The sequence below is a fragment of the Maribacter huludaoensis genome, assembly GCF_029350945.1.
Lineage (GTDB): Bacteria > Bacteroidota > Bacteroidia > Flavobacteriales > Flavobacteriaceae > Maribacter > Maribacter huludaoensis.
Genome location: NZ_JARKMS010000003.1, coordinates 450,477 through 475,738, shown reverse-complemented (window position 1 = coordinate 475,738; position 25,262 = coordinate 450,477). Strand labels below are relative to the sequence as shown.

The following is a 25,262-nucleotide window of genomic DNA, read 5'->3' as shown; positions in this document are numbered from 1 at the left end:
TCTATAAACGTATGGTCAGTTCGAGTGAATTTCGAGGCACGAGAAATTAGTATCGAGAACTATTTCGTGTACCAAAGTTCTCGATACAACTTTCTAGTTTCCGCTATGCTTCAACTCCAAAGCCACTCGAAATGACAGCGGTTTTAATCTGCAATACCAATCTATAAACGTATGGTCAGTTCGAGTGAATTTCGAGGCACGAGAAATTAGTATCGAGAACTATTTCGTGTACCAAAGGTTCTCGATACCTGCCCGCCGGCAGGCAGGCACCTTTCTAGTTTCCACTATGCTTTAACTAAAAAGCCACTCGAACTGACAATAGTACTTTATTGATAATCCGTTGCATTCATTCAACAGATTGCCACGTCGCGAAAAGCTCCTCGCAATGACGTAATAAACTTGCCAACCAACAACCATTTCCCGTACTTTGTACTTAATACTTCGGACTTTGTACGTACAAAAACATCCCAAAACCCTTCTCGTAATCGCATTGGTATGGCCAGAACCTGCTTCTACTGCGGCCGGCGTTCGTATGATGCAACTGCTACAGGTTTTTAAAAACCAAGGGTACCGAATTACGATTGCTTCTGCGGCTTCAAAATCAGCGTATTCAGCGGATATGGCAGCGCTTGGATATGAAACTGCAGAGATCAAGATGAACGATAGTTCTTTTGATGTTTTTATAAAAGAGTTAAATCCTGATGTAGTGCTGTTTGATCGTTTTTTGACCGAAGAGCAATTTGGGTGGCGTGTTGCTGAAAACTGTCCGCAAGCACTTCGTATTTTGGATACCGAAGATTTGCATTCGCTACGTCATGTACGGGAGCATTGTTTTAAAAAAGAAATTCCATTTACTACAGAAGCTTGGTTAGCCGATGATAAGACCAAACGGGAAATTGCCAGTATATATCGATGCGATTTGTCCCTGATCATTTCTAGTTATGAAATGGATCTATTGACGGAAGTACTCAAAATAGATAAAAATCTATTGTTGTTACTTCCTTTTATGGTCGATGAAATTGGTAATGATAACGCTTGGAAAACATTTGAACAGCGACAAGATTTTATATTTATAGGCGGAGGCAAACATGCCCCTAATATAGATGCCGTAAAATGTCTAAAATCTATGATCTGGCCATTGGTGCACAAACAATTGCCCGAGGCAACTATGCATATTTACGGTGCTTATTTGCCTCAGCAGCTAATGGAAATGCACAACCCAAAACAGAAGTTTCTGGTACATGGTAGAGCGGATAATGTAGATGCTATCATGCAAAATGCCAGAGTATGCTTGGCTCCGCTACGTTTTGGTGCGGGTATTAAGGGGAAATTACTCTCGGCCATGCAAAACGGCACACCCAGCGTAACCACCACTTTGGGCGCAGAAGGTATGCATGGTATTCTGGATTGGAACGGTTATATAGAAAATGACCACAGTGCTTTTGTAGCAGCTGCAGTTCGCTTATACACTAAAAAAGAAGCATGGCAAACCGCACAAGATCAAGCCAAAACTTTGATCAATACCTTATACAATAAAACAAGTCTAGAAAACATACTTGCAAACAGCATAGCACAGCTTCAACAGCATATAACTACACACCGCAAACAGAACTTTATAGGTGCCTTACTACAGCATCAAACCATGAGTGCCACCAAGTTTATGAGCAAATGGATTGAGGAGAAGAATAGGGCGTAAATTGATTAATTACCATATTGTTTTATATATGTAAAATAGTCTTAAAAAGAACAAACATCTTTTCTGATAAAACATATGCTATATTTTTGAGTTTTTCCAATTACTTATTTTCTCGAATCTGTTATTTTAAAATTTTGCGACTTTCTGAAAATCCATAGTTTAACATGTTAATAAAGACTTAGGCTATTTTACATATAAATGGTTTTGGTAATTTTTATTTCAGGCTATCTTCAATACTTTTTTTGTTATTAGCACTTTTCAAAATTCCATCAATTTGTATTTCAATTTGTTCTTTTAGTTTTGGAATGAACCTCATTTCAGAATCACCAAGGTTTAGATCTTCAAATTCTTGATTTTCACTTCCTTCTAAGTAATCGATAAATTCCCTTGTTCTATCTATTCTTTTTTTAATTCTCGCCATATACTTATGACTGTAATATAACTTCAATTCACTATTGGCACTTTCTACCATTGAATTGTTTAAAGACTCATCAAACAAGCCACAATCCAAGGAAATAAGGTCCAAATATGCAAAATTAAACGCTAGATAATCGTAGATGTAATTACCAAATGCAGTAAGCTTAATTTGGTCAACATTATCTGTAAATGTTTCAAGCCTATTATTTGATTCGATTAAACCCTTTTCTAAGTAGAGAGATAGGTGTTTGATGCAATCCATTTTTGAATCATATTTTATATCAAATTGGTGAATTAAATATTTTATATCAATAAACCCTTTCGAACCTTTATCTCCATTTTTATTATGAAGGTAATGTAGAATTCTTAAACCAGTGAAATGAGAACTCAATGTGTCATTTCTTAATTGATAAATATTTGGAATTTTACTATTACTCTCATTATAAAAAATTCTTTCAGGTATCATCATCGGTTTGATAACTTGATGTACTTGAAATTTCCAATTAGAATGAGGTGCCATCTCATTAATATTGGTATAGCCAGACGTCAAAAAACCTTTAAAAAACTCTAATGATTTTCTAACATCTCCGTGCGTTGCTATTCTTAAGAAATAGCTTAATGGTGATGTTTTTCTACATAGTTCTTTTCTACAAATCTCTAAAAAAGAAACAATTGTATTTAAATCAGTTGTATTCTTTATTCCAAATTCAGACTCTATATCAACTGTGAATTTTAAATTTTCAAGGATATAATCAATTCTTTTTATGATTACCTCAGGTATTACAGGTGAACTCAAATGAAAGCCAGAGTTTTGATATGCATCTAATACACCACGCGAGTTTGCATCAAAATATCTTTCCTCTCGCATAGATACTATTACTAGGCAATCTAATTTTTCAGAGATTTCTGAAGCAGTTAAAAAACAAGTGTCTTGTAGTTCATTTGGCAACTGATCCATATTGTCGATAAAAACTACAAGCTTTTTCTTTTTGCTCATCCAATATGCAGCAATTTTTTCTGAGAAAACCTTTATATTTTTAAGTTTATTACTAATAAATTCTGTTGTTAATTTTTTATATTCACTGGATTCAACTTTATAATCAGATAAAATTTGTCTTTTAAATATCTCAAATTCTTCTTTAAATATTTCTAGTAGTGTTTCTTTTGATTCAAACCTAAGATTTTCTGTATCAATACTTTCAAAAGTATTTTGCCATATTTCATTTGTTAATTGTTCTTTAGTTTGAGATGAAAATAATAGTGGAACAAGTGCAACTTTGGAATGCATGGCGATTTCTATTGGTTGCTCGTGAAACAGAAAACGTTTAATAAATGTTGATTTTCCTGCACCACGACCACCAAACAATATCATTACCTTGTTAATATGCTCATTTTTGACAATATTAGAAATGCGAGTACCAAATGCACCACCTTCTTTATTGTCTGTAAAATCTCTAAAACCAAGATTCTTAAAGTATGGGGTTATTGAATCGTGAAGAAAACCTTGGACATCTTTTTGAAGTGAATCATTTTTACCTTTATTATGTACATAACAAGCTTTCATAAATGAAGAATCTTTTTCTGGTATTGGTCCAAGAAACTCTCTTGATAAAGTTTTTAGTGAGCCAGCATAATGATTGTTATTTACAGGTGTATCATAAGTTGTTATATTATTTTTAGGATAAAAAATTTCCTTATATGTTTTCTTACTAACTCCAATATTTAAAGTTAGTGATGAATCTTTGATGACTGAATGATAACCTAAAATATTAATAGACTTCGTTAAATCTTTTAAGAAGAAATCTATATTCTTAATTACAAATGCGGGTAGTTTTTTCCAAGGTTTTGTATTAGAACTAATTTTAAAGATTATCCAACTTTTGCCATTACAAATACATGCATAATTACACACTAAATCTTCTGCATATTCTTTTACTTGAAACATTGCTGTTTTTATATTATCATCAGTCAATAATTTCTCTACAGAAATTTTTTCAAAAGTTTTATCTGAATTAGCAGTTTGAGGAAGCTCGAAAAATACGTTTTCTCTTTTGCTCTCAACAATTAAAATTGGAGCTTCCAATTCATTTTTTAAAACATAATCAGCTCTGTTTCCGTTGATGTATTTCTCTGTAGTAATTGTAGATTTGGGCCACTTTAAAACATCTACCAAAATAGTATCGATAATTTTTAATCTTGTATCTGATTCATTTAAACTATCGTCCGTATAATTTCTCTTTATTTCCTCTAAATGTTCTATTTCTGTCATATAAATTATAATAGGTCTAATGTTTTGCCAAATGAAGATTTAATATCTTTAGCATGTTTATATCATGTTTTCGGGGAGAGAAAGCTAAGTTCTAACTTTCAATAGACGTACGCAAGTACTTACAAAATGAGTTATGCAGAGTTATCAACGAACATGTGGAGCTATAACTGCATACTGATACTGCCAACTGAACACCAAACACTACCAATTATTACGTAATTTCGAGCTTTAAATAAATTGCTAAGAATGGAAGTGAATAAAATGCTAGCATATATTACAAAGGTCATTGAACATATGCCACAAGATTGGTTGAACTTAACCACGCATCGGTTGGATATCTACAATGAAGAACTGGCTAAAGTCCAGTTTTTAGACCAGTTTATTCACCTAGCAAAAGAGGAGAATTCCAGTACTGAGGCATTGAGTAATTTACCTACGGCGTATGACTACATTCGTCTCGGTCATCCATTGTCCTGTGTTTTAGAATGGGCCATTGGGAATATCAACGGGTTGCCGGCCGAACAGGTAATCAGTTTTCAGTCCAAGACGGCACCTATTTTAGCCATTTTAAGAACAAACCTTTTAGCGCACAGAAATACGCTTATCACATACACCAAAGAGCTCCCAAGTGCATTTGATATTGATGTGCTAAAAAACATCTACGGTTTTTCTTTTGAGCTGAAAAAAGTAGCTAGTCCCGCTGATGTGGAATCGTTCAATGGCAGTACCATTTTCATCTCACAGCAACATGAAAATTCAGCAATAAGCGTATCATCACATATTGATTTTTACGTTAATATGTATGAAGAATTGGTAAGTGTTTTGCTTATCAACGGTGCAGACAACATACATTATGTTTCAGATATTCAGCATTTTAGACGTAGGGAAACCGTTGCCATGACACCTCATAATTGTTTGAACGCTTTACGATCTTTGGTGCAACTACCGGATGAAAATTCGGTAACCACCAACACAACGGAGCAAAAAGCTGCCGTGTTGGATCTGATACAAGAGGTGAGTGGCAGCCAGACCACACCATTGGTAGCATCGAGCGGATTATCCGTTCAATATGCGATTCTAATGGGCTTGATGCATGACGCTTTGGAAAACCATAAGGGCAAAGCCATTAAAATTGTGGTTCCACCAAATTGCTACGGTGGTACCAATGATCAAGCAAGGCGCGTTGCCGCTTGTAGCGATGCCATAGAAATTGTGGATTTACTGGTAGATGGTAATAATGATATGGTGCAAAGCATTGATCATGTTTTGGAACAAATAGCTGCCCAAGATGCCATTCCTTATATTATTGCGGAAATACCAACGAATCCGAGAGTTGAAGTTCCCGACCTTCAAAAACTAAGGGCTGTATTAAGTGCGAAACGAAAAACCGATACTGGGAGCGAGGCTATTGATCCCGTGTTTATTTTGGACCAAACGTTTTGCCCAAATGTCCATTTTTTAGGTAATGATAATATTTTGTCAACCGTTAGAACCATTTCCTTTGCCAGTGGTTCTAAATTTCCAAGTGGTGGTAAGTGTACCGCCGGATATTGTATAGCGAATAAAAAAGCGGAGGCTTTGATCGAAAAAATACACTTGCACTTAGCCCTTTGTGATAATGAGGCTACGGATTTGCAATATGAAATTTTAGCAAAACAAATGCCGTCTATGATGCAGCGAATTCATGATGCCTATATCAATACACGAGACTTTGTTTCCTTTATAGAAAAAACATTGCCTACGGCGAAAATCAATTTTGTTTCAGAGGCATTGGCAAAGGAAGGTTTTACGCCATCGGTCTTTTCTTTGGACCTACCTACAAAAGGGAATACTCCAGAAGAAAAGGAGGCGTACAAAAGAAAGATGAACGCCCTGTTGATCGATTTAATGATTACCGAAATACCTGATGAAAGTAAGTATTGCGTAAGCTACGGACAATTGAAAGGGTGTTATTGGACCATACCGGCAACGTCAACACAGGGTACCACCAAAGAGGACGATAAGGATTATATCGCCCGTGTGTCGCTTTCCCCCAATATGGACTTAGAACGCCATAAAGAGGTCTTCTTGAAGTTCGTGGAACAAATGTAAAAATGGCTAGGGTAGGGCTATTCTATGTAGCCCTGCTTGCGCATCCAATCATCATTGAACATTTTGCCAACATATCTGCTACCGTGGTCATGAAATAAAACCACCACGACATCATCTTTGGTAAAGTGTTCCTTTAACTGCAAAACGCCTTTAATGGCAGAACCTGCAGAATTGCCCAAGAACATACCTTCTTCCTTTGCCAAACGCTGGGTGTATACCGCACCGTCTTTATCGCTTACTTTGGTAAATCCGTCAATAATATCAAAGTTTACGTTTTTGGGTAGAATATCTTCGCCAATACCTTCGGTTACGTAAGGGTAGATTTCTTTCTCATCAAAAATTCCCGTTTCGTGGTATTTTTTAAAAACGCTACCATAGGTATCTATACCCCAAACTTTTATATTGGGATTCTGTTCTTTTAAATACTTGCCCACACCGGAAATTGTGCCTCCGGTACCCACACCAACTACAAAATGGGTAATCTTACCATCGGTCTGTTTCCAAATTTCAGGTCCGGTGCTTTCGTAGTGGGCTTTTGCATTACTTGGGTTGTCATACTGATTTACATACCAACTATTAGGCGTCTCTTTCGCCAATCTTTTGGAAACCGAATAATAGGAACGTGGGTCATCTGGCTCAACAGCAGTAGGGCACACGACCACTTCTGCACCTACGGCACGTAAAATGTCGCACTTTTCTTTGGACTGTTTATCCGCCAATACAAAAATACATTTGTAGCCTTTTACAATGGCAGCCAATGCCAAACCCATACCTGTATTGCCAGATGTACCTTCAATAATGGTGCCTCCAGGTTGCAATCTTCCATCTGCTTCAGCATCTTCGATCATCTTTAAGGCCATACGATCCTTAACCGAGTTACCAGGGTTAAAGGTCTCATATTTTGCCAATACTAGGCAAGGCAATTCTGCCGTAAGCTTATTCATCTTTACAAGAGGGGTATTACCAATTGTTCCCAATATATTTTCTGCGTATTCCATAGCTGCTATTAAAGTCAATCAAAAGTATAAAACGAGAATGACGAAAGCAATTTAGTTGCAGATACATCAAAAATTAAATGAAGCTTTTGTTTTGGTTTGATAACGATAATTACCGCACCACAGTAACCTCTAACTCAACTTTTAAGGTTTCAAATAGGCTTTTAACTTCCAAAACGGTACTGGTCTGTTTTATCCCATGCTTTTTTATCCAGTCTTGAAAAATATCGAAAGAGGCAAAAAAATCATCTGATGACGTGGTGTAGATATTTAATCGCACAATATTCTTACATGCATACCCAGCTTCATCAATGACCTTTTCTAAATTGCTTATGGTGTCCGTAAGTTGGCTTCTCATATTGCCAGTACTTGATATACCGGCATCATTAATGGCTGTTTGACCGGAGATGTACAACGTTGCTTCGGGCTTTACGACTTCAACCGCTTGAACATAACTTCTTTCATTCTGCCATTCCCAGGGATTAATTATTCTTCGTTCCATGCTATTTTATATTTGGTGTTCATTTTTACACTACAAATATTTGAATTAAAGCACCGTTCAAGTGTGACATACATCACAATTATAAAAACTAGGAAAGGCTAAGAGGATAATCTGCTAAGTGTTTCTCGTGATACACCCAAATAAGAAGCTAACAAGGTTTTTGGTACGCGTTGAAATAACGCCGGATGTGTTTTGAGCAATTGTTCATACCTACCTTTGGCGTCTGATGTTAGAAAAGATACAATCCTATTTTGCGAGGCGATATGACCTAAATTTGATTTCATTAAAAAGAAACACTGCATTTTTGGAAATGCCGATGACAAGGCATGATAATTTTCAAGGGGTAAAGCGTATACACTGGTGGGTTCAATTGTCTGTAATGCCATGGAAGCATTGGTTTGCATGAAATAGGCGGAAAAATCACTTTCCCACCAATCTTCCATAGCAAATGAAATAATATGTTCTTTACCATCTTGGTCTACCAACACCAATTTTAGGAGTCCGGAGACAATAAAATAACAGTGATTTACTTTTTCTCCCTGCCGGATAAGAAAATCCTTTTTACCATAATTTTCGAATGAGAAGTATGAAAGCACCTTTACAAATTCATGATCTGTAAGAGGCACTAATTTTTGAATATGTTGTTTTAACTTCTCTTCCATAGATTAAGAACTACATATTTCATTCAAAATTGCTTTCCAAATAGTCGTTTTAAACTTGTCCCTAAAGACACCAAAATGACCAATTTTATTTGCCTGATAGTCGCTTGGTCTTAAATGGTATGATTTGCTCTTTGCGTTCTTGTATTGTGCTGTCATCCATTGAACGGCCTCTTTTGGCGCAAAGGCGTCATCAGCTATACTATACGCAGCAATATTGGCAGTTATTGTATGGTAATGGGTTTCATTGATGGATGGATCACTAAAAATATAATTGCTATGCTTGCCCCAGTTCCGCCATTGATCGGCAACATTTTTTGGCAAATTCTCCATACCGCTTAGTTTCTTGGCGTTTAGATAACCAAAAGTGGTGATAAGAAATGGAAAAAGAACATACCAGTTTAACCACATTTTTACCTTTCCCATGCCTTTCCAGTATTTCCAATATCCTGATTGTGCAGCAACTAAAATTATTTTGTCCAATGTGTTGGAAGATTTGGCCAGCCCTATCAGTTGACCGCCAATACTATGTCCAAGAATTACTTTTCTAGAATTTGGGTAGTGATTTATAACGTATTGTAGTATACTTTCTATGTCATTTCCTCCCCAATCCGCAGCATTGGTTTTAATGGTTTTTATAGGTTTATTCAATGAACTACCTATGCCTATATAATCAAATGTGATTACCGTAACGCCATTGTTTTGGGCATATGTAGCAAACTTGCTGTAATACTGCCGTTTTACTCCGGTAGCCGAGGCAATGATCAACACAGTATCTTCCTTAGTATTATCATACAAGGAAGCGGATAGTATTCCTAAAGAAGATGGTATCTCAATTACTTTCATTTATTAAAGTACCTGCCTGTGCTAAATCAATGGAAATTTAAATTCCATGTAGCGATTAAGAACTAAAGGTCGATATAATTAAAAAACAAAGCAATTACATGTCACCGTACTTATAATCAAGTTATTCACGGTGTTTTTGATGTTGGACTATTCCTCTGTCCAATAATCCATTACCAAAACATCGGCAATGATAGGTCCTACTTTGGCTACCAAATCTAAGTGAGCTTTATGAAAAAGGTATATTTCCCTACCGTGTTCATCGTTAAATGTCAGCGTGAAGGTATGTGTAAAACCTTTGCTGGCGCCTTCTTCACTATCATTTATACCCCATTCCAATGCCGTAATCTGTGGAATTTGGTCTTTAAGGGCTACAAAAGCTTGTTCCGCTTCTTTTATCTGCGTATTGGTGGCATCAGATTTATATTTTAAATGAACCACGTGCCTCAATTTTTTATGATCTCTATTTATTTTAGGCAGTACATTGTAGGTCACTAATTTATGTAAATCGAACCGAAACGAACCTGCAATGAGAAAATTCTTTTCGCCAATGGAGTGCGACCTTAAACCGTAATAAATGGAATACCCCGTTTCCAAATAGTTCATAGGGCTAAGAATCCCTTCCTTATTCAACTTTAGCAATTGTACAGCCTCATCATCTCTAGTGCCTACCGCCAATACCGCTTCATCAGTATTGACCGAAGTGACTTCTATTCTTGTTTGTCCGGATAGTTTGGTGCTCTCGTCATCCTTCAGAACAAAATGTGGTACTAATGCACCCTTCTTATCGACCTTGAAAACACTTACACCATCTCCATGGTACACAAAATCTTTTCTTTTTATAAAATTGCCCCTTTTGTAGTACTTATGATGTCTGTGACCTACAATTACATAATGCTGATCTTCTAAGGTAACACCGGTAACGGGGTAAGTGCCCGTAAGGTAACGATCTGTTTTGTTGTCACTTATATTATTTATATTCTTGAACGTTCCATCTTCATACACCCTAAAGCTGCTAACGCCATTGTCCTGAAAACCACCGGTATATAAATAGGTTTTACCTTTTATTTGATGCACATACATGCCAATAATACCATCTGTATGTACCGTTTCATCATCTTTCATTGACTGTACGTGGGTAAGCGCTCCATTTTCCTGAATTTGAAAACAGCTTAGACCGGGGTTTTCCTCTAGTCCGCCAACAAACAAATAAGAAGCATTTTTCATATGTACTACCTGTAAGGTAATGGCGGTGCCCAAATAGGTATCTTCCGTATCTTCGGTCAATGCCGTACGTTCTAATGATCCAGAATCCAATATTTTAAAGCTTTCAATTACATTACCATGCTTGTTAGCTACAAATAAAAAGTCATTGTTTTTAATACGGGTGGCTACCATACCCCGTGCCGGACCTTTTTTCATATGCAGTTCATGGTCGCTTATGGGAGAAAGAATTCCGTCTTCATTTAATCCATACACATCTATATTGCCCACACCGCCAGCAAATACATAATGTTTACCGCCTTTTTCATAACTGGTAACAGAAACAGTGTTTTCACCAGTAATGGCTTTAAAATCCTTTCTGTACAGCATTAAATCATCCGTAGACTGTGCATTGCCTATCTGCGCTATCGCGAAAATTGCAGCAAGCAGATATTTAAATGTATTCATGATTTTTTTGTTGTTCATCGTCATTATGTATGCTTAATTTAAAACGTATTTGGCACCTGCAATGGCAATTTCCCTGTCTTGATCTATAGTACCGCCACTAACACCAATTGCCCCAATGATTTCTCCTTGCTTGTTTTTAATGGGATAGCCACCGGGAAAAGTCATGAGTCCGTCATTAGAATGTTCAATATTATAAATAATACCGCCAGGTTGTGTCAGTTCGCCCAGTTCACCGGTATCCATATTAAAATACCTCGCCGTTTTTGCCTTTTTGATCGCTACATCAATACTTCCTAAAAAAGATTGGTCCATTCTTATAAACGCTTTTAGGCTAGCACCGGCATCTACCACGGCTATATTTACAAGTACGCCATCGGCTTCCGCTTTTGATTTTGCTCCAAGTAACACTTCTAAAGCTTCATCATGGGTAATGTTGTAGGTTACTTGCGCATAAGCGTCATCCATTAATATTAAAAATAATAATGTAAGTATCAGTCGGTTTACTTTTAGTAATTGTTTCATACCTCTCTATGCTGTTTTGCTTTACAAAAATTGAAAACAGTACCGAGAATAAAGTTGAACTTGTTCAACTATGGTTAATTTAATGAAATTTAAAGCTGTTTTTTTATTTTACTTAGAAATTCATGTGTGATGCCGAGATAGCTAGAAGTTTGCCGATCCGTTAATTTAGAAGCAATTTCCGGGTAGGTAGATGTGAAGAGAAGATATCTTTCTTTTGCCGTTAAGCTATGGTTTTGCACCAACCTGCGCTGCCATGCCACGACGGACTTCTGAAACATGATGCGAAATAATTTTTCTGCAGACGGTATTGCCGCGTATAGTTGCTCCTTGTTCTTTCTGTTAATAATTAGCACTTGACTATCCTCTAAAGCCTGAATGTTCAATTCTGAGGGGTTGTTGTTCATGAAACTGTCTATGTCCATAAGCCACCAATCTTTTGCGGCGAAGAACAAGGTGTTTTCATTCCCTTTTTTGTCCAGGGTAAAGGTTCTAAAGCAACCCTCTAGCACAAAACCTTCAAACTTGCAGATTTCACCTTGTTGTAAAATAAAATCTTTTTTATCAATAGTCTTTAGATGAAAATAGCTGCAAAATTCTTCTTCTTCATCTTTTGATAAATGAACAATTTTATTGACGTGCGCTATTAAAGGATCAAAAATCATTGCTGTTCTTATAGCTATATTATATCCCAAAGTGATTAATAGGACCATTGCCATGACCCAAGATTTTATCTTTACCCGCTGCAATAGCTTGGTTTACGTAATTACACCCTTTTGTAATTGCTTCATCCATAGAAAACCCTAAACTTAAATAAGCTGCAATGCTTGAAGAAAGACTACAACCGGTACCATGTATATTAGTAGTATTTACCCTTGGGTTGGTGATGATTTTTACTGTTTTGGTCTCATGAACATAAAAAACATCGGTCATAATAAAAGAATCATTATCCACATGACCACCTTTCAACAAAACGGAGACTTGAAACTGTTCACCAATTTTTTGTGCCATAGCCTTCATGTTATCCACATTGATTTTTTCATTGATCAATAATTCCGCTTCGGGTATGTTAGGCGTAATCAAGCTTACCTTTGGCAGAAAATCCTTTAAACATTCAATAGCATCGTCCGTAATTAATTTATGACCGGATGTACTTACCATAACAGGGTCCAATACAATATTAGTTGCTTTATACTCGGTCAACTTAGCCGCTACCATATTGATTACCTCGCAAGAATGGAGCATACCAATTTTAATGGCGCCAAAATAAATATCACTCAATACGGCATCCAGTTGTTTTTCCAAATGTGCAATGGGTATAGCGTGTATATCTGTTACACCTTGCGTATTCTGAGCCGTGGTGGCCGTTATTACCGTTGCCGCAAATGCTCCGCAGGCGCTAATACTTTTAATATCCGCTTGTATACCGGCACAACCGCCAGAATCACTCCCAGCAATACTTAACACACTATTATAGGTTCTATTTAAATCTTCCATGCTTCTTTATTATAGGCGCTATCCCAAAACATCCATTCCAATTTAGATGCTTTTATAAAAGCTGTTTTCATTTTTTGTAAAACTTCTTCCGGAGCATTTTCCGCATACTTATTAGTAATGGCTACCGCATTATTGACCGAAGCAGCAAATTCTTCCCCACCATAGGTATCTATCCAATCTTGATATGGATTATCTGCTTTATTGGTTTGGTTTTCTTGAATGTAATCCCCAATTTCTTTGTAAATGGTAAAGCAGGGGAGCACGGCTGCCAATGATTCTTCTAATGAATGGTTTGCTACCATTCGTGTTAAATAACTAGTGTACAGTTCACAAGTAGGCGAGGGCTCGTGTGTTAAGCGATGATCTTTCAAGAAAATTTGATGTAGCGCATTTTCAACATGAATAATGCCGGTTGCCGAATCCAGAAAAAACTGTGTGTCGTTTTCATGCTGACACTTAACACCCACTGTAGCAAGTACTTTTTTATACTCCGCCAAATACATGGCATCTTGATTGATATAAAATTGAAATACATCTGATGATAGCGTGCCGTTCATCAGTTCTTTGATAAAGGGCTGTTGTTTTATTGCTTCTAGAATAAAATCTGTTTCTTGTCTTACTAGTGTGTACCAGTCTTGCATACTATTTGTTTTAATTCTTTTGTTGCCGTTAGAGGTTCAACTGCTTTTGAAATTGCGGAAACTACGGCAATACCGTCGGCTCCATTGCTTATAATTTCTTCCGTATTATTTTTGTTGATACCACCAATACAGACCATAGGTTTGTTATATACTTTTCGTATTGATCTAAGACCCGAAATCCCTAAAGGTTTTGCTAAATCTGTAGTCTTCGTATCCGTTGAAAAAATAGGGGAGATGCCAATATAATCTGCGGCTTGGGCATTATCCTTTATAGCTTGTTCCAAAGTACTTACCGATAGTCCGATAATGGAACTTTTTCCTAGTAGACGTCTGGCAACGATAAATGGCATATCGGTTTGTCCAATGTGAACTCCGTCTGCATTCACTGCTAGTGCAATGTCTATACGGTCATTAATGATCAATGGAATGTTATAAACAACACACAACTCTTTTGCATGAACGGCACGTTTGTAAAATGTAGCCGTGTCACAGGTCTTCTCACGTAATTGTACAAATGTTACACCGCCCTTTAAAGCAGCTTCTAGAATAGTAAAAAAGGTATTATCGTCCCTAATACTATCATCGGTAACATACATTAAAGTATAATCTGTTTTAGGCATTCGTCTTAACTTTTACCGCTAAGACTTCAGGGGAAAGCTCGTGTAGACTATCATAAAAATTCATTTGAAAACTGCCCGGACCGGCACTCTTATCATTTGCCATATCACCTGCAACACCCATTATGGCCATTGCCGCAACTGCAGCTAAATGTGTATTTTCCTCAACACCCAAACAAGCACCTACCATAGCGGTTGCCGTACAGCCCATACCGGTAATTTTTGCCATAAGCGGGCTTCCATTTCCTATTTTATTAACAGTATCTGCAGTGATGATGTAATCTATAGCACCACTGATCACTACGGTGTTTTTGAGTTGTTTGGCAAGTAGGGTAGCACCTTCAATGGCATCTTGGGTATCCATAGTACTATCAACACCCTTAGTGGAATTGGTCAATTTAGCCAAGGCCATTATCTCCGAGGCATTTCCACGAATTACATTGGGTATTGCTGTCTCTATGATCTTCTGTGCCACTTCCGTTCTGTATGCAGATGCACCAACGCCAACCGGATCGAAAACAAAAGGGGTATTGGTCGCCTTGGCTTGTGCTGCTGCCATTAGCATACTTTCTACCCATTTTTTGCTCAGTGTTCCCATATTGATAACCAGTGAAGAAGAAATAGCAACAATATCTTTGACTTCTTCTTTAGCATGTGCCATTACAGGAGATGCACCGACAGCCAATAAAGCATTGGCGGTATTGTTCATGACTACATAATTGGTAATGTTATGAACTAAAGGACTTTTACTTCTTATTTCTTGTAATATCTCGGAAATACTGCTCATGGAATAATTGTAAACCGTTGGTGAGCAACTAAGTTCGCTAAATTCAAAAAAATAGAAAACAATAATGTATTAGTATTGTGTAAAGTTATTAACGACATCTTTAAGTGCCTTGAAATAATTACAATTTTACTTCGTTAAAAAATAGTTATTGTTAACCGCGAACAATTTTTATCATTTATAAATGAAGTAACTATGAATAAGATTATTAAAAGTACCTTTTTGCTTTTGACATTTTTGATATTTTCCTGTTCTTCCGATACAGAAGACGATGTTCTAATTTTAGATGAAACTAAGGAAGAAAAAGAAGTTGTTGAGGGTATTGATTTTGTAGGAGCAACATTGGTAGATGATACGTTTGGTAAAAGTATTGGTGATTGTTTTGTGCATGGGGACAAAATGTATACCACCGTGGAAGACGAAACGTATATGTTTGATTTTGCAACGAATTCATGGATTTTAATTGCAACGGATGATGACACACCGGATGCTGATTATGAATTAGGAATTAATTTTATTCGTAATGATAAATGGTATAGGCTTGTTAGAAAAGGATTATATACTTACGATTTTGAGATGGCAAACTGGGATAGAGTACAAGTACTTACCAATACTTTAGGCATCTTTTCCAAGGAAGGTTTTTATGTTGAAGAGGATAATGCGGTTTATTTCGTAGATCAAACAAACGGTAAAGAAAATATCTTTGTTTATGATTTATTGACCAATGAGCTGAACATACATAGCACCTATTCTAATGATGGTGGTTGGTATCCTATTTCATCCAACGCTTTTACAAAGAACAATACCAATTATATAGTTAGTCTAAGTGGTTGGGAAAGTATGAAAATTTCTAATTTCAATGAAGATTTTACAGCTTTTGAAACAATAAATAGTTTAGAAACCGAAAATTTTTTAGATGATGGTGTTGCTTGTCAATTTGGAGATTATTTCATTTTTGGATTAGGTGGTGTTCCTACGGTTGATAGTGAAGGAAATATCATCTCTGATCCGTCTACTTTAAATTTTTATTACTATAACGTTCTTACCGATACTTTTGGCACTATGGATACTCCTTTTTATGAAAGTCGTAGAAGTGCTAAATTAGTTAACTACAACAATGAACATTATCTAGTAGGTGGTTTTACCATAAAAAATGGTAGATCAGAAATTTCCACAAAAGTTGAAAAACTTGAATTTAAAATTGTAACGAAATAAGTATTAAAGGTTTACTTTGATTTGTAATCATCGTTTTTAGAGAAATACCCTTCATTTGATACTGCAGCATCGCTAACTTCTATACTAGCGGTTTTGAACCAAACTTCTGCATAATTGCCATCGGCATATTGCTTTTGAATATCGCCACCATGGGTTTCTGCACCTGAACACCAGTTCATGTTTTCATCTGGAGATTTTCCATTGGTTTGATTATAAGCGCCCAATTTAAAAAAGCAGCCTTCACCAGCGTATGCCTCTTTGCGTTCCATACCATCTTGACCAATAGGGAAAAACAATTTCTTGGTTTGCTCAGGTATATCCGCCTGCGTTGGGTATTCCGATTCCAGTAAATTTTTGGTAAACGTTTTGGTTTCATGTCCGTCACTCATAAACTTTAAGCTCATAATGCCGTCTTTTACAACAACTTCATAGCTGAATTCTTCACCTAGCGCTATGCCATCTTCAGGTTCCGCAGGATAGGTATCCACAGTTTCACCAACTACCGAAAAATCATTGCCCCAAACAGCAGTAGAGTAGTCCCATCTCTTAGAATTATCATCGCCCGCGGTATTGATCTCATAATGCCAAAATACAGATCCTTTGGTATGACCTGGGTATTTTTTGTAAAAGATTTTCAATGGCTCGTTTTCAAAGGCATCTGCGCTATGAATGTGACCCACAACTACCGAGTGGGTTGCTGCCACACGGGCATCACCAGTTGAAGAAACATTCATTACTTTCAAAGTTGCCGTTAGTTTATCATTTGCCGTTTTAGGATACCACTTTTTAATTTGCGCCAGTTCGGTTCTGGTATTATTTGAAGAACCATGGGTATTGCCACCATTGGGTGCTTTAAAAACTACCCAATCATCCTTGCCGTCATTGGCAACGTAAAAGAAATCCTTATTTTCAAAGTTATTGGCTATTCCCGCATTTGAACCATCGCCCAAAATTAATTTCCAATCATCAAAGAACGGTATTACCTCACTTGCGTAAACAATTTCTTTTGCATCATTTTCGATAGGAGCATCATTCGCTTTTTTTGTTGCGTTTTTACAATTCGTAAAACAAATAATTGTTACTAACGATGCTAGGGCAATTGTATATTTTTTCATGTTCATAAGGTATAAAGCTATAAGATAGGAATAGTTTAAACAATTAATAAATTATAGGACAATTTCTATTGCGATAATGGAGAATAACCTTCTATTCATGAATATCTTTCCAAACCATTACCACTTTACCTCGTGTACGCATTTTTTCAATATGTGCTATTGCTTCAGGTATCTGGGTATACGGATATGACTTTTCTATGTGGACCTTGATGCGCTCTTCATTAATAAGTGAGGCCAAAACTTTCAAATCTTTAGTATTCGCTTCAGCCGTAAATTGGGTTAATGGGAACTTACTGAAAGCTTTTTTCAATAAAACGGCAAACATATGTCCTATAGTAGTAAAACCGACCATAACACCTCTTTTGCCCATTCGTGTGTAATCGGAATGTGTTAGATTGCCATGAACATCAATGACTACATCATAATCTCCTTTATGCTGGTGAATATCTTCCTTATCATACCCGATGATATTATCTGCGCCCATTGATTTTACAAAGTCCGAATTTCTGGAAGAACATACAGCCGTAACATGTGCTCCGTATGCCTTGGCAATTTGGACCGCAAAATGACCCACACCACCAGATGCCCCATTAATCAATACAGATTCTCCATTTTTTATGTTACCATGCGTAATTATGGCCTGATAAGCTGTTAGACCGGCAATGGGAACACCCGCCATGGTATTAAATTTTACATGTTCTGGCATTTTGGCACAGACATTGACCGGAACACAAGCAAATTCTGCAAAAGCACCACCACCTAACATTTCACCAAATACATGTTCTCCAATTTTAAAATGCTGCACGCCAGAACCAATTTCTTCTATAATTCCTGCAAAATCAGCACCTAATATAGCATCCTTGGGTTTAAAAAGTCCGAACGAAAATCTAGCAAAAAAGGGCTTTCCCCGTAGAATATGCCAATCCGCCGGGTTAGCGGAATTTGCCATTACCTTTACCAAAATATGATTGGTTTTAACTACCGGTTTAGCAACTTCTTCCATTTGAAGAATCTCCGGACCGCCATATTTATACTTGGTAAATGCCTTCATGTCCTCCAAAATTGAAATTCGTTACTTTACCTCGTTTTCTAACTCGCTACCTGTCTCAAATGATTTAATATTGTTTAAAGTGATCGTAGTTATTTGATCCATTGCTTCTTTTGTAAAATATGCCTGATGCGATGTAATCAACACATTAGGGAAACTTAATAGTCTCAATATCATATCATCTTGAATGATATGTTCTGAATGATCCTCAAAAAACAGATTTTCTTCCTGCTCATAAACATCGATTCCCAAATATCCTATTTTTCTATCTTTAAGTCCGGCAATGGCATCTTCCGTTTTGATCAGGGCACCTCTACTGGTGTTGATGATCATAACACCATCTTTCATTTTAGCAATAGATGCTTTATTGATGATATGCTTGGTATGTTTGTTTAAAGGACAGTGCAACGATATAATATCCGACTGTTGAAATACTTCTTCAAGCGGTAAAAATTCTACTCCTGCAGCTACCAATTCTTCATTTTCAGCAATGTCATATGCAATGAGCTTACTACCAAAACCTTTTAATAATTTACCGAATGTTGCTCCAATTTTTCCTGTTCCAATAATACCTATGGTTTTATTGCTCAGGTTGAAACCAATAAGGTTCTTTAATGAAAAGTTGCCTTCCCTGACCCGGTTGTAAGCTTTGTGTGTTTTACGGTTAAGGGTCAATATTAAAGCCAAGGCATGCTCTGCAACCGCTTCTGGTGAGTAGGCAGGTACTCTTACTACCTTTATGCCTTCTTTCTCCGCAGCTTCTAAATCTACATTGTTGTAGCCAGCGCAGCGTAGTGCTATTAGTTCTATACCGTTGGCGGATAATATTTTAATAGTTTCTTCATTGACTACATCGTTTACAAAAACACATACCACATTGCAATCTGCCGAAAGTTTGGCAGTATCTGGATTTAAAGCGGTTTCATAAAATGAAAAATTATAGTCATAATCGGCATTATACTTTTCAAAATACTCTTGGTCATAAGATTTGGTACTGAATACAGCAATGTTCATTAAGATAGTTTTGATGATGAATAGTATCTTAAAGTTAACTATACTAGTTTAGTATTCCTATCCCTTTTTTGTGAACTGGTAGAATTAAAATAATGTATACATTTTTTAATAGTTTATTAGATTGCACTATGCGTATGGCAAAATAGATTATTAGCCGTTACTGATCATTCTTGAATTCTGTAATCATATCAATAAGTGTTTTATGCTCTCTGTCTGCAGCCTTTTCATAATCTGAGTGTACATCATTGGCACCGTTTTTAATTCCCTCGTAAATGCCTGCAATTACCGTACCCATAAAATCACCTAATGCGGCTTTTCTATCTGCTGCATAACTATCAATTGTTACTGAATTATAGATCAAGTTAGTACCATACACCTTATTGATGTTTTCTGCCAACTCACTTTGTGTAACGGGTTCGCCGACTAAATTATAAATATTGCCATTATGTTTGTTTTCTACGAGTAATTTTGCATAGGCAAAACCTAGTTCTTCTCGGCTGGTATAGGTACATTTTCCTTGACCGGCACAGTTTTCTATTCTTCCTTCTTTTACATAGGTATCTATATATTCCAAATCTGGTTCTATGTAAATTCCGTTTCTTCCAATAACCCAGTTGAGTCCGGAATTCTGTACGTCTTTTTCTGTTTGGCGGTTGCTTTCTACAATAGGGCTGAAGGCGTTATTAATTTCATCTCCCACAATACTGGTGTACACTATTTTTTGTACTCCATTTTGTTTGGCAGCTTCAATCACATTTCTGTGTTGCTGAATTCGTTTTTGAGGTTCATCCATACCTGACACCAAAAGAACGGCATCTACACCTTGTAATGCTTCATTAAAATCCTCGCGGTTATTGTAGTCTCCCTTTCTGATTTCTACATTTAAATATGTAGCTTTTTCAGGTGTTCTGGCAATGCCGATTACATTTTCTTTTCCTATTAAATAGATAAGATGCTTTACAATTGATGCACCTAATTTTCCACTTGCCGATGTTACTGCTATTTTCATAGTATTAGTATTTTTATTCATTTACAGCTTTACTTGTTTTGTTCTTAATGCGATTATTTTCTCTTTTATTATCGGTATTCTAATGAAAAAGCCAATACCAACAATTATGGCATAAACCATCCATGTTTTCTCTAAAATAGCTACGTGTTAAAGGCTAAGTATAATAGCCAAATATGCCAAACTTTGAAGCTTTTTCCATGTTCGTTTTAATTTTTTCATCCACTTTCTGCTTGAAGTGAACAACAACGGAATCAATATTAAAACGGCTATGAATCCGGCTATATAATTGAATTGGGTAAAGGTTTCTGAAAAACCTTCTGCCCAAATAAATATGACAAAATGCAACAGACTCCATATAGCCGTAGCTATACCCATAGCTTGTCTTACAAATAGATTATGGATACCAAACAGGATAAAAAACGGAGTACAGGTCAACACGGAGGTCATCCATCTTATTGAAAATTCACCTGTGATATGATATAACATTTCTAAAGTTGACATGCCTTCTTTACCTCCATTTTCAACTAAAGTGAAAACAAACCCATTAGAAGTATCAATTTTAAACATAGTACTTAAAATGAACATAGGTATTATGGCAAGAATGGTTACTATGATCCAACCATAATTCTTTTTTATAAATGGCATATTATAAAGAGGCTTTTAGTTCGTTCAATTCTTTTTCCAAAGCTTCTGCTTTGTCCTTAAACTTTTGCATTGCCTTTTTCATTTGACCAATTTTTTTGAATGCCTCATCATCTTGCACTGCGGTGTACGTGGTTACACCATCTTTTTCTTTGAATTTTGACTTACTGCCACATGTTGGGCAAATTTTTATATCACTCATGTTATTTAGAATTAATGATAACCACTTTACCGTCATGTTTTGGTGTTAAATGGTATTTGTTGATTTGTTGCATTTCTTTTAAAAATCGTTTTGTATCGTGCATTTCCGCATTATCCACGTATACTATTGTTATACTATGGAAATTGGGTTCTAGCATTTGAAAAAGGGATAGGTATAAATCTTTCCATCCATCAAGAAATAATAAATCTATAGGTTCCGCATATCCTTTAAGTGTTTCCATAGCATCGCCAATTCTCATTTCTATTAGGTGATCAACACCAGCATTTTTAAAATTCTCAATGGCTTTTTTTGCTTTAGAATCTATAAGTTCGGTGGTAACAATACTGCCATTTGTTTCTAGAATACCCTCGGCTAAATACAAAGTAGATATACCGAATGAAGAACCGAATTCAACCATATTTTTAATTCCATTTTCTTTAATAAGATGTACTATATCTTCTCCTTGCTTTTTTGAGATGGCCAGGTAGGTATCCTTAAAATGTATGGGTCGTATAGGTCCTAGAGTGCTTTTCGTCAAAGCCTTCATTATTCTTATATCATCGTATTTGGCATCTTCATACAAATTTGCCAATGTAGCTGCTATTTTTTGCTGTGCTGCAATTATCATATTTTGAACCTTTTAAAAGGAACAACCGTGTTAACGGCTATTCCTTTGCTAAGAATTTTATTGTCACCGCCAAAGGGTATAATACCCTGAGGCCTGCCTTTAATTTAGAAGTTTGTTTCTTTTGAATGCCTCATGGCTTGCCCTGAGTTGTTTTACTCTCTAGAGGGAATTAAAATTTTCCGTTCTCGTTTTTCCATTCAGATTTTGCAGGTATTGTAGCAATAACATCCCAGTGTTCTACAATTAAACCATTTTCCAATCTGAATAAATCATAATAAGCGGTATGGTCGCCTTTACCGAATTTACCTTCGCTAACGCTAAGCACATAGTTGCCCTGACCCAAAACCATATGTAGTTTATCATACTGCATTACCAGATCGTTATCCGCAAAATATTTCATTGCTGCCCCAAAACCATCTAAACCATCTGCCACAGCGGGATTATGTTGAATGTAGGTTGCTGGGTTGATGTAGTTGGTTACCTTATCCATTTCATGATTTAAAAGCACATTTTCTATAAAACCTCTAACTACAGCTTTATTTGCTTCTGTCTTATCTGGATCGGTCAAAGTAGTGGCGCCGTCAAATTGAGTTCTTCCACTTGGGTTTGGCTTTTGAACAGGTAATAAGTTGTCCCAATGCTCAACGATCATTCCATCTTCAAATCGAAAAATATCAAATCCTGCTTTTGGTCCGAAGAAATCATATTCAGTATGCGTAAACACATAATCCCCATCTTGAAACGCACGTAGTACATTTGCTTTAAATCCGCCTTCCGGGGCATGTTGCATTACTTCACCAAAACCTTGTAAGCCATCTGCTACATCTAAATTGTGCTGAATGTACGTATTAGGATTAATGTAAGAAATAGGTGTTTGGTCACCTGTATTAAAGCTGTTCAATAATGCAACTACTTTGTCTTTATTAGATAATTTTACGTTCTTTAAAGAGGTTAGTGATTGAAATCTGATCATATCTATGGTAGACTGATCCATCATCCCCATGAATTCTTTAGCAACCGCGGCATTCATAAAATCATTGATTACTGCATCTGAATGCGCTTTTGTATCCCAATACGCAATAGCAACTTGTTCTCCTTTTTTATTAAACCCAGTAATTCGTTGTAAAAATCCGGTTTGTTTTTCACTGAATTCTGGTCCAACCCGGTCGTTTATCGTATTAAAAGCTTCAACATTGGCACCTTCCTTTAATTTAAAGGTCATTACTTCTGTAAATGTGCTATTCGTAGCTATAAATTCATCGGTTATTGTAAAACGGGACATCTTCATTGAAGAACCATCGATCATACCTGCATAGCTGGCAACAGACCCATCTGACATAAATTTATTCATTGAAGCTTCTGCATCGGCAAGTGATTTCCAATATACCAATACCACATATCTTCCCTGTTTGTCAACACCGCTTTGGCGTCTAATAAAACCAGGCTGCTTACTTGTAAAAGTTTCTTCTATTTCAGCATCAAGTTTATTAAATTCCAATTCACTTACGGTGGTCTTGATATTGAAACTGGTTACTTCTAAAACAGTCTCCACTTTTTTTTCTGGGCTGTTACAGCTGGCTATTGCCATAGTAAACAGACTAATTGCGAATAATTTTGATTTCATAGTTTTCATTTTAGTTAATTTTAAGTGTAATTCTACACTGCAAAACTAAAATGGCAATAGTGGTATTCTGTTATCAATATGAAGCTAAGAATGGTAAATATGAGTAATTATATTAAGCTGTTTCTGAATGTTTTAGGAGAAACACCAGTATTTTTTTTAAAGAATTTAGTGAAATTTGTTAGCTCATTAAAGCCAATTTCGTACGCTATTTCTTTAAAGCCATTATCTGTACTGACAATTGATCTTTTTGCTTCAAGAATTACGTAACCGTCAATAAAGGTTTTAGCCGTGTCCAAGGTAAACTCCTTAACTATTTCATTTAGGTGTTTGGTAGTAATGTTAAGCATTTCGGCATAGTCTTTCACATTTCTTGTAGTAGCATAATTTTGTTCTACTAAGTTTTTAAATTTGATGAAAATGGTGTAATTCTTTGCATTACTATGGGGCAATTGCTGATCAAATTCCCGTTCAAGTCTCAATAAATAAAGATTGATCAAAGAGGCTACTATATTATTTCTAGCATAATCATTTGAATTCCTAAGCTCTTCATTTAATTCCTGTAAAAAGCTATGGTTTAACTCTTCATTTTCTGAAATAGGGGATGTAACGTGGTAATTATAGAGATGTGAGATCATATTGATTGAGGATTTTGAGAAGTGGTTCATCACAAAATCTTCTGTAAACAATACTAAAAATCCTTTGTATGTGGCATTCTTTTGAAAAGCATGAACTTGACCTTTTGCCAATTTCAGTACCGATCCTTTTTGTACGGTATAATCTTCTAAATCTACTTGATGTGTGCCATTGCCATCTGTAACGATCAATAACGCAAAAAAATGAATTTTGTGTGGTAGGGTAGGGTTGTGGTCTGTTATTTCAGGGATTCTAGCAAAGAACTTGGTCAGATTTAAACACTCAAAACTGTGCTTATTATCGGCATCTTGAAATGATATATCCGGTATATTTTTCAAATTTGACTATATAGTTTTAATAACTTATAGGAATCTCTACCCTGTTCATATCCCAAGCAATATACATTACGGCAACACCTTGTTCAGAATCTTCAAATTGAATGGTAAATTCTTCTATTGGTCGATCGTTTTGTAAAACATGGGCTTCAACTCTTAGAACATCATTATTATCGTCATAGCTATAATGTCCCCATTGATCAATATCCCTATTGAATATTATGGTCCAAATCTTTTTAGTAGGTAAAGCGTACATGGTGTAGGTACCTTCCCTAAGTAATTTGCCATCTATTTTAACATCTTGGTATACTTTGATCTCCGTTGCCTCATTGGCTCCAAGTCGCCATATTTCATTGTATTTGACCATACCGTCAAAAACTGGGCGACCTTTTTTTTGAGGTCTGCTATAATCAATCCTTAAAATAGGGAAATCTGGTAGATTTCTTTCTGGAGCAAATTTTATGTCGTGAGCAAAGTGGTCCGGTAAATACACCCTATCCAACGGACTTTTATCCAAGCCTCTGAAATTTTGGGCAAGTCCAACGGAAATAAATAAGTTAAAGCAAGCTATTAGTAGTATAGTTTTTTTCATAATA

The 25,262-nt window shown here is 36.2% G+C and carries 25 protein-coding genes; 3 read left to right on the top strand and 22 right to left on the bottom strand.

The window, feature by feature from the left end; translation table 11 throughout:
• The first annotated feature begins 448 nt into the window (after positions 1–448).
• Positions 449–1,696, top strand: a complete 1,248-nt coding sequence (locus tag PXC01_RS12150; protein WP_276472559.1) for a glycosyltransferase — start codon at positions 449–451, stop codon at positions 1,694–1,696.
• A gap of 214 nt (positions 1,697–1,910) precedes the next feature.
• Here the strand turns inward: PXC01_RS12150 and PXC01_RS12145 are convergent, their stop codons facing one another.
• Positions 1,911–4,382: a hypothetical protein gene (locus PXC01_RS12145; RefSeq protein WP_276472558.1), complete on the bottom strand. Its 2,472-nt coding sequence runs from the start codon at positions 4,380–4,382 to the stop codon at positions 1,911–1,913.
• Between the two features lie 246 nt (positions 4,383–4,628).
• Between PXC01_RS12145 and PXC01_RS12140 the strand changes: the two genes are divergently transcribed.
• Positions 4,629–6,473 carry a PLP-dependent aminotransferase family protein gene (locus tag PXC01_RS12140; protein WP_276472557.1) on the top strand — a complete coding sequence of 615 codons (1,845 nt, stop codon included), beginning with the start codon at positions 4,629–4,631 and terminating at the stop codon, positions 6,471–6,473.
• A gap of 17 nt (positions 6,474–6,490) precedes the next feature.
• Here the strand turns inward: PXC01_RS12140 and PXC01_RS12135 are convergent, their stop codons facing one another.
• From PXC01_RS12135 to thiM, 11 genes are all read right to left on the bottom strand, one after another.
• Complete coding sequence (locus tag PXC01_RS12135; protein ID WP_276472556.1) at positions 6,491–7,471, bottom strand: PLP-dependent cysteine synthase family protein; 981 nt, start codon at positions 7,469–7,471, stop codon at positions 6,491–6,493.
• A gap of 109 nt (positions 7,472–7,580) precedes the next feature.
• The gene (locus tag PXC01_RS12130; RefSeq protein WP_276472555.1) at positions 7,581–7,970 is read right to left on the bottom strand and encodes a RidA family protein; all 390 of its coding nucleotides are present in this window, start codon (positions 7,968–7,970) and stop codon (positions 7,581–7,583) included.
• Positions 7,971–8,068: 98 nt separating this feature from the next.
• Complete coding sequence (locus tag PXC01_RS12125; RefSeq protein WP_276472554.1) at positions 8,069–8,632, bottom strand: Crp/Fnr family transcriptional regulator; 564 nt, start codon at positions 8,630–8,632, stop codon at positions 8,069–8,071.
• Between the two features lie 3 nt (positions 8,633–8,635).
• Positions 8,636–9,475, bottom strand: a complete 840-nt coding sequence (locus tag PXC01_RS12120) for an alpha/beta hydrolase family protein (protein WP_276472553.1) — start codon at positions 9,473–9,475, stop codon at positions 8,636–8,638.
• A 147-nt stretch (positions 9,476–9,622) separates the two neighbouring features.
• Positions 9,623–11,143 carry a Dabb family protein gene (locus PXC01_RS12115; protein WP_276472552.1) on the bottom strand — a complete coding sequence of 507 codons (1,521 nt, stop codon included), beginning with the start codon at positions 11,141–11,143 and terminating at the stop codon, positions 9,623–9,625.
• 33 nt (positions 11,144–11,176) lie between these two features.
• On the bottom strand, positions 11,177–11,608 hold the full coding sequence (locus PXC01_RS12110; RefSeq protein WP_276472599.1) for a GlcG/HbpS family heme-binding protein: 432 nt from the start codon (positions 11,606–11,608) through the stop codon (positions 11,177–11,179).
• 146 nt (positions 11,609–11,754) lie between these two features.
• Positions 11,755–12,381: a Crp/Fnr family transcriptional regulator gene (locus PXC01_RS12105; protein ID WP_338089468.1), complete on the bottom strand. Its 627-nt coding sequence runs from the start codon at positions 12,379–12,381 to the stop codon at positions 11,755–11,757.
• On the bottom strand, positions 12,347–13,159 hold the full coding sequence (gene thiD / locus PXC01_RS12100) for a bifunctional hydroxymethylpyrimidine kinase/phosphomethylpyrimidine kinase (protein WP_276472551.1): 813 nt from the start codon (positions 13,157–13,159) through the stop codon (positions 12,347–12,349). Before thiD ends, PXC01_RS12105 begins: the two co-directional genes overlap by 35 nt.
• Complete coding sequence (gene tenA, locus PXC01_RS12095) at positions 13,147–13,800, bottom strand: thiaminase II (protein ID WP_276472550.1); 654 nt, start codon at positions 13,798–13,800, stop codon at positions 13,147–13,149. The genes thiD and tenA overlap by 13 nt, the downstream gene beginning before the upstream one ends.
• Positions 13,779–14,420 (bottom strand): thiamine phosphate synthase, encoded by a 642-nt coding sequence (gene thiE, locus PXC01_RS12090; RefSeq protein WP_276472549.1) that lies wholly within the window; start codon positions 14,418–14,420, stop codon positions 13,779–13,781. Before thiE ends, tenA begins: the two co-directional genes overlap by 22 nt.
• Positions 14,413–15,204 (bottom strand): hydroxyethylthiazole kinase, encoded by a 792-nt coding sequence (gene thiM, locus PXC01_RS12085; protein ID WP_276472548.1) that lies wholly within the window; start codon positions 15,202–15,204, stop codon positions 14,413–14,415. The genes thiE and thiM overlap by 8 nt, the downstream gene beginning before the upstream one ends.
• Positions 15,205–15,396: 192 nt before the next feature.
• On the opposite strand from thiM, the gene PXC01_RS12080 reads away from it, so the two are divergent.
• Complete coding sequence (locus tag PXC01_RS12080) at positions 15,397–16,416, top strand: hypothetical protein (protein WP_276472547.1); 1,020 nt, start codon at positions 15,397–15,399, stop codon at positions 16,414–16,416.
• Between the two features lie 11 nt (positions 16,417–16,427).
• Here the strand turns inward: PXC01_RS12080 and PXC01_RS12075 are convergent, their stop codons facing one another.
• The 10 genes from PXC01_RS12075 to PXC01_RS12030 all read right to left on the bottom strand — a co-directional run bounded on the left by PXC01_RS12075 (position 16,428) and on the right by PXC01_RS12030 (position 25,258).
• Positions 16,428–17,531 carry a polysaccharide lyase family 7 protein gene (locus tag PXC01_RS12075; protein ID WP_276472546.1) on the bottom strand — a complete coding sequence of 368 codons (1,104 nt, stop codon included), beginning with the start codon at positions 17,529–17,531 and terminating at the stop codon, positions 16,428–16,430.
• Between the two features lie 91 nt (positions 17,532–17,622).
• On the bottom strand, positions 17,623–18,582 hold the full coding sequence (locus PXC01_RS12070) for an NAD(P)-dependent alcohol dehydrogenase (RefSeq protein ID WP_276472545.1): 960 nt from the start codon (positions 18,580–18,582) through the stop codon (positions 17,623–17,625).
• 21 nt (positions 18,583–18,603) lie between these two features.
• The gene (locus PXC01_RS12065; RefSeq protein WP_276472544.1) at positions 18,604–19,593 is read right to left on the bottom strand and encodes a 2-hydroxyacid dehydrogenase; all 990 of its coding nucleotides are present in this window, start codon (positions 19,591–19,593) and stop codon (positions 18,604–18,606) included.
• 157 nt (positions 19,594–19,750) lie between these two features.
• Complete coding sequence (locus PXC01_RS12060) at positions 19,751–20,602, bottom strand: SDR family oxidoreductase (RefSeq protein WP_276472543.1); 852 nt, start codon at positions 20,600–20,602, stop codon at positions 19,751–19,753.
• A 147-nt stretch (positions 20,603–20,749) separates the two neighbouring features.
• Positions 20,750–21,247: a ferric reductase-like transmembrane domain-containing protein gene (locus PXC01_RS12055; protein ID WP_276472542.1), complete on the bottom strand. Its 498-nt coding sequence runs from the start codon at positions 21,245–21,247 to the stop codon at positions 20,750–20,752.
• Position 21,248: 1 nt separating this feature from the next.
• A complete protein-coding gene (locus PXC01_RS12050) occupies positions 21,249–21,446 on the bottom strand; it encodes a hypothetical protein (protein ID WP_215997759.1) in 198 nt (65 codons plus the stop codon).
• 1 nt (position 21,447) lies between these two features.
• The gene (locus tag PXC01_RS12045) at positions 21,448–22,074 is read right to left on the bottom strand and encodes an O-methyltransferase (RefSeq protein ID WP_276472541.1); all 627 of its coding nucleotides are present in this window, start codon (positions 22,072–22,074) and stop codon (positions 21,448–21,450) included.
• A gap of 169 nt (positions 22,075–22,243) precedes the next feature.
• Positions 22,244–23,698, bottom strand: coding sequence for a nuclear transport factor 2 family protein (locus PXC01_RS12040; protein WP_276472540.1), 1,455 nt, complete (start codon positions 23,696–23,698; stop codon positions 22,244–22,246).
• Between the two features lie 107 nt (positions 23,699–23,805).
• A complete protein-coding gene (locus tag PXC01_RS12035; RefSeq protein WP_276472539.1) occupies positions 23,806–24,669 on the bottom strand; it encodes a helix-turn-helix domain-containing protein in 864 nt (287 codons plus the stop codon).
• A gap of 16 nt (positions 24,670–24,685) precedes the next feature.
• On the bottom strand, positions 24,686–25,258 hold the full coding sequence (locus PXC01_RS12030; RefSeq protein WP_276472538.1) for a DUF2911 domain-containing protein: 573 nt from the start codon (positions 25,256–25,258) through the stop codon (positions 24,686–24,688).
• Between the last annotated feature and the right edge of the window lie 4 nt (positions 25,259–25,262).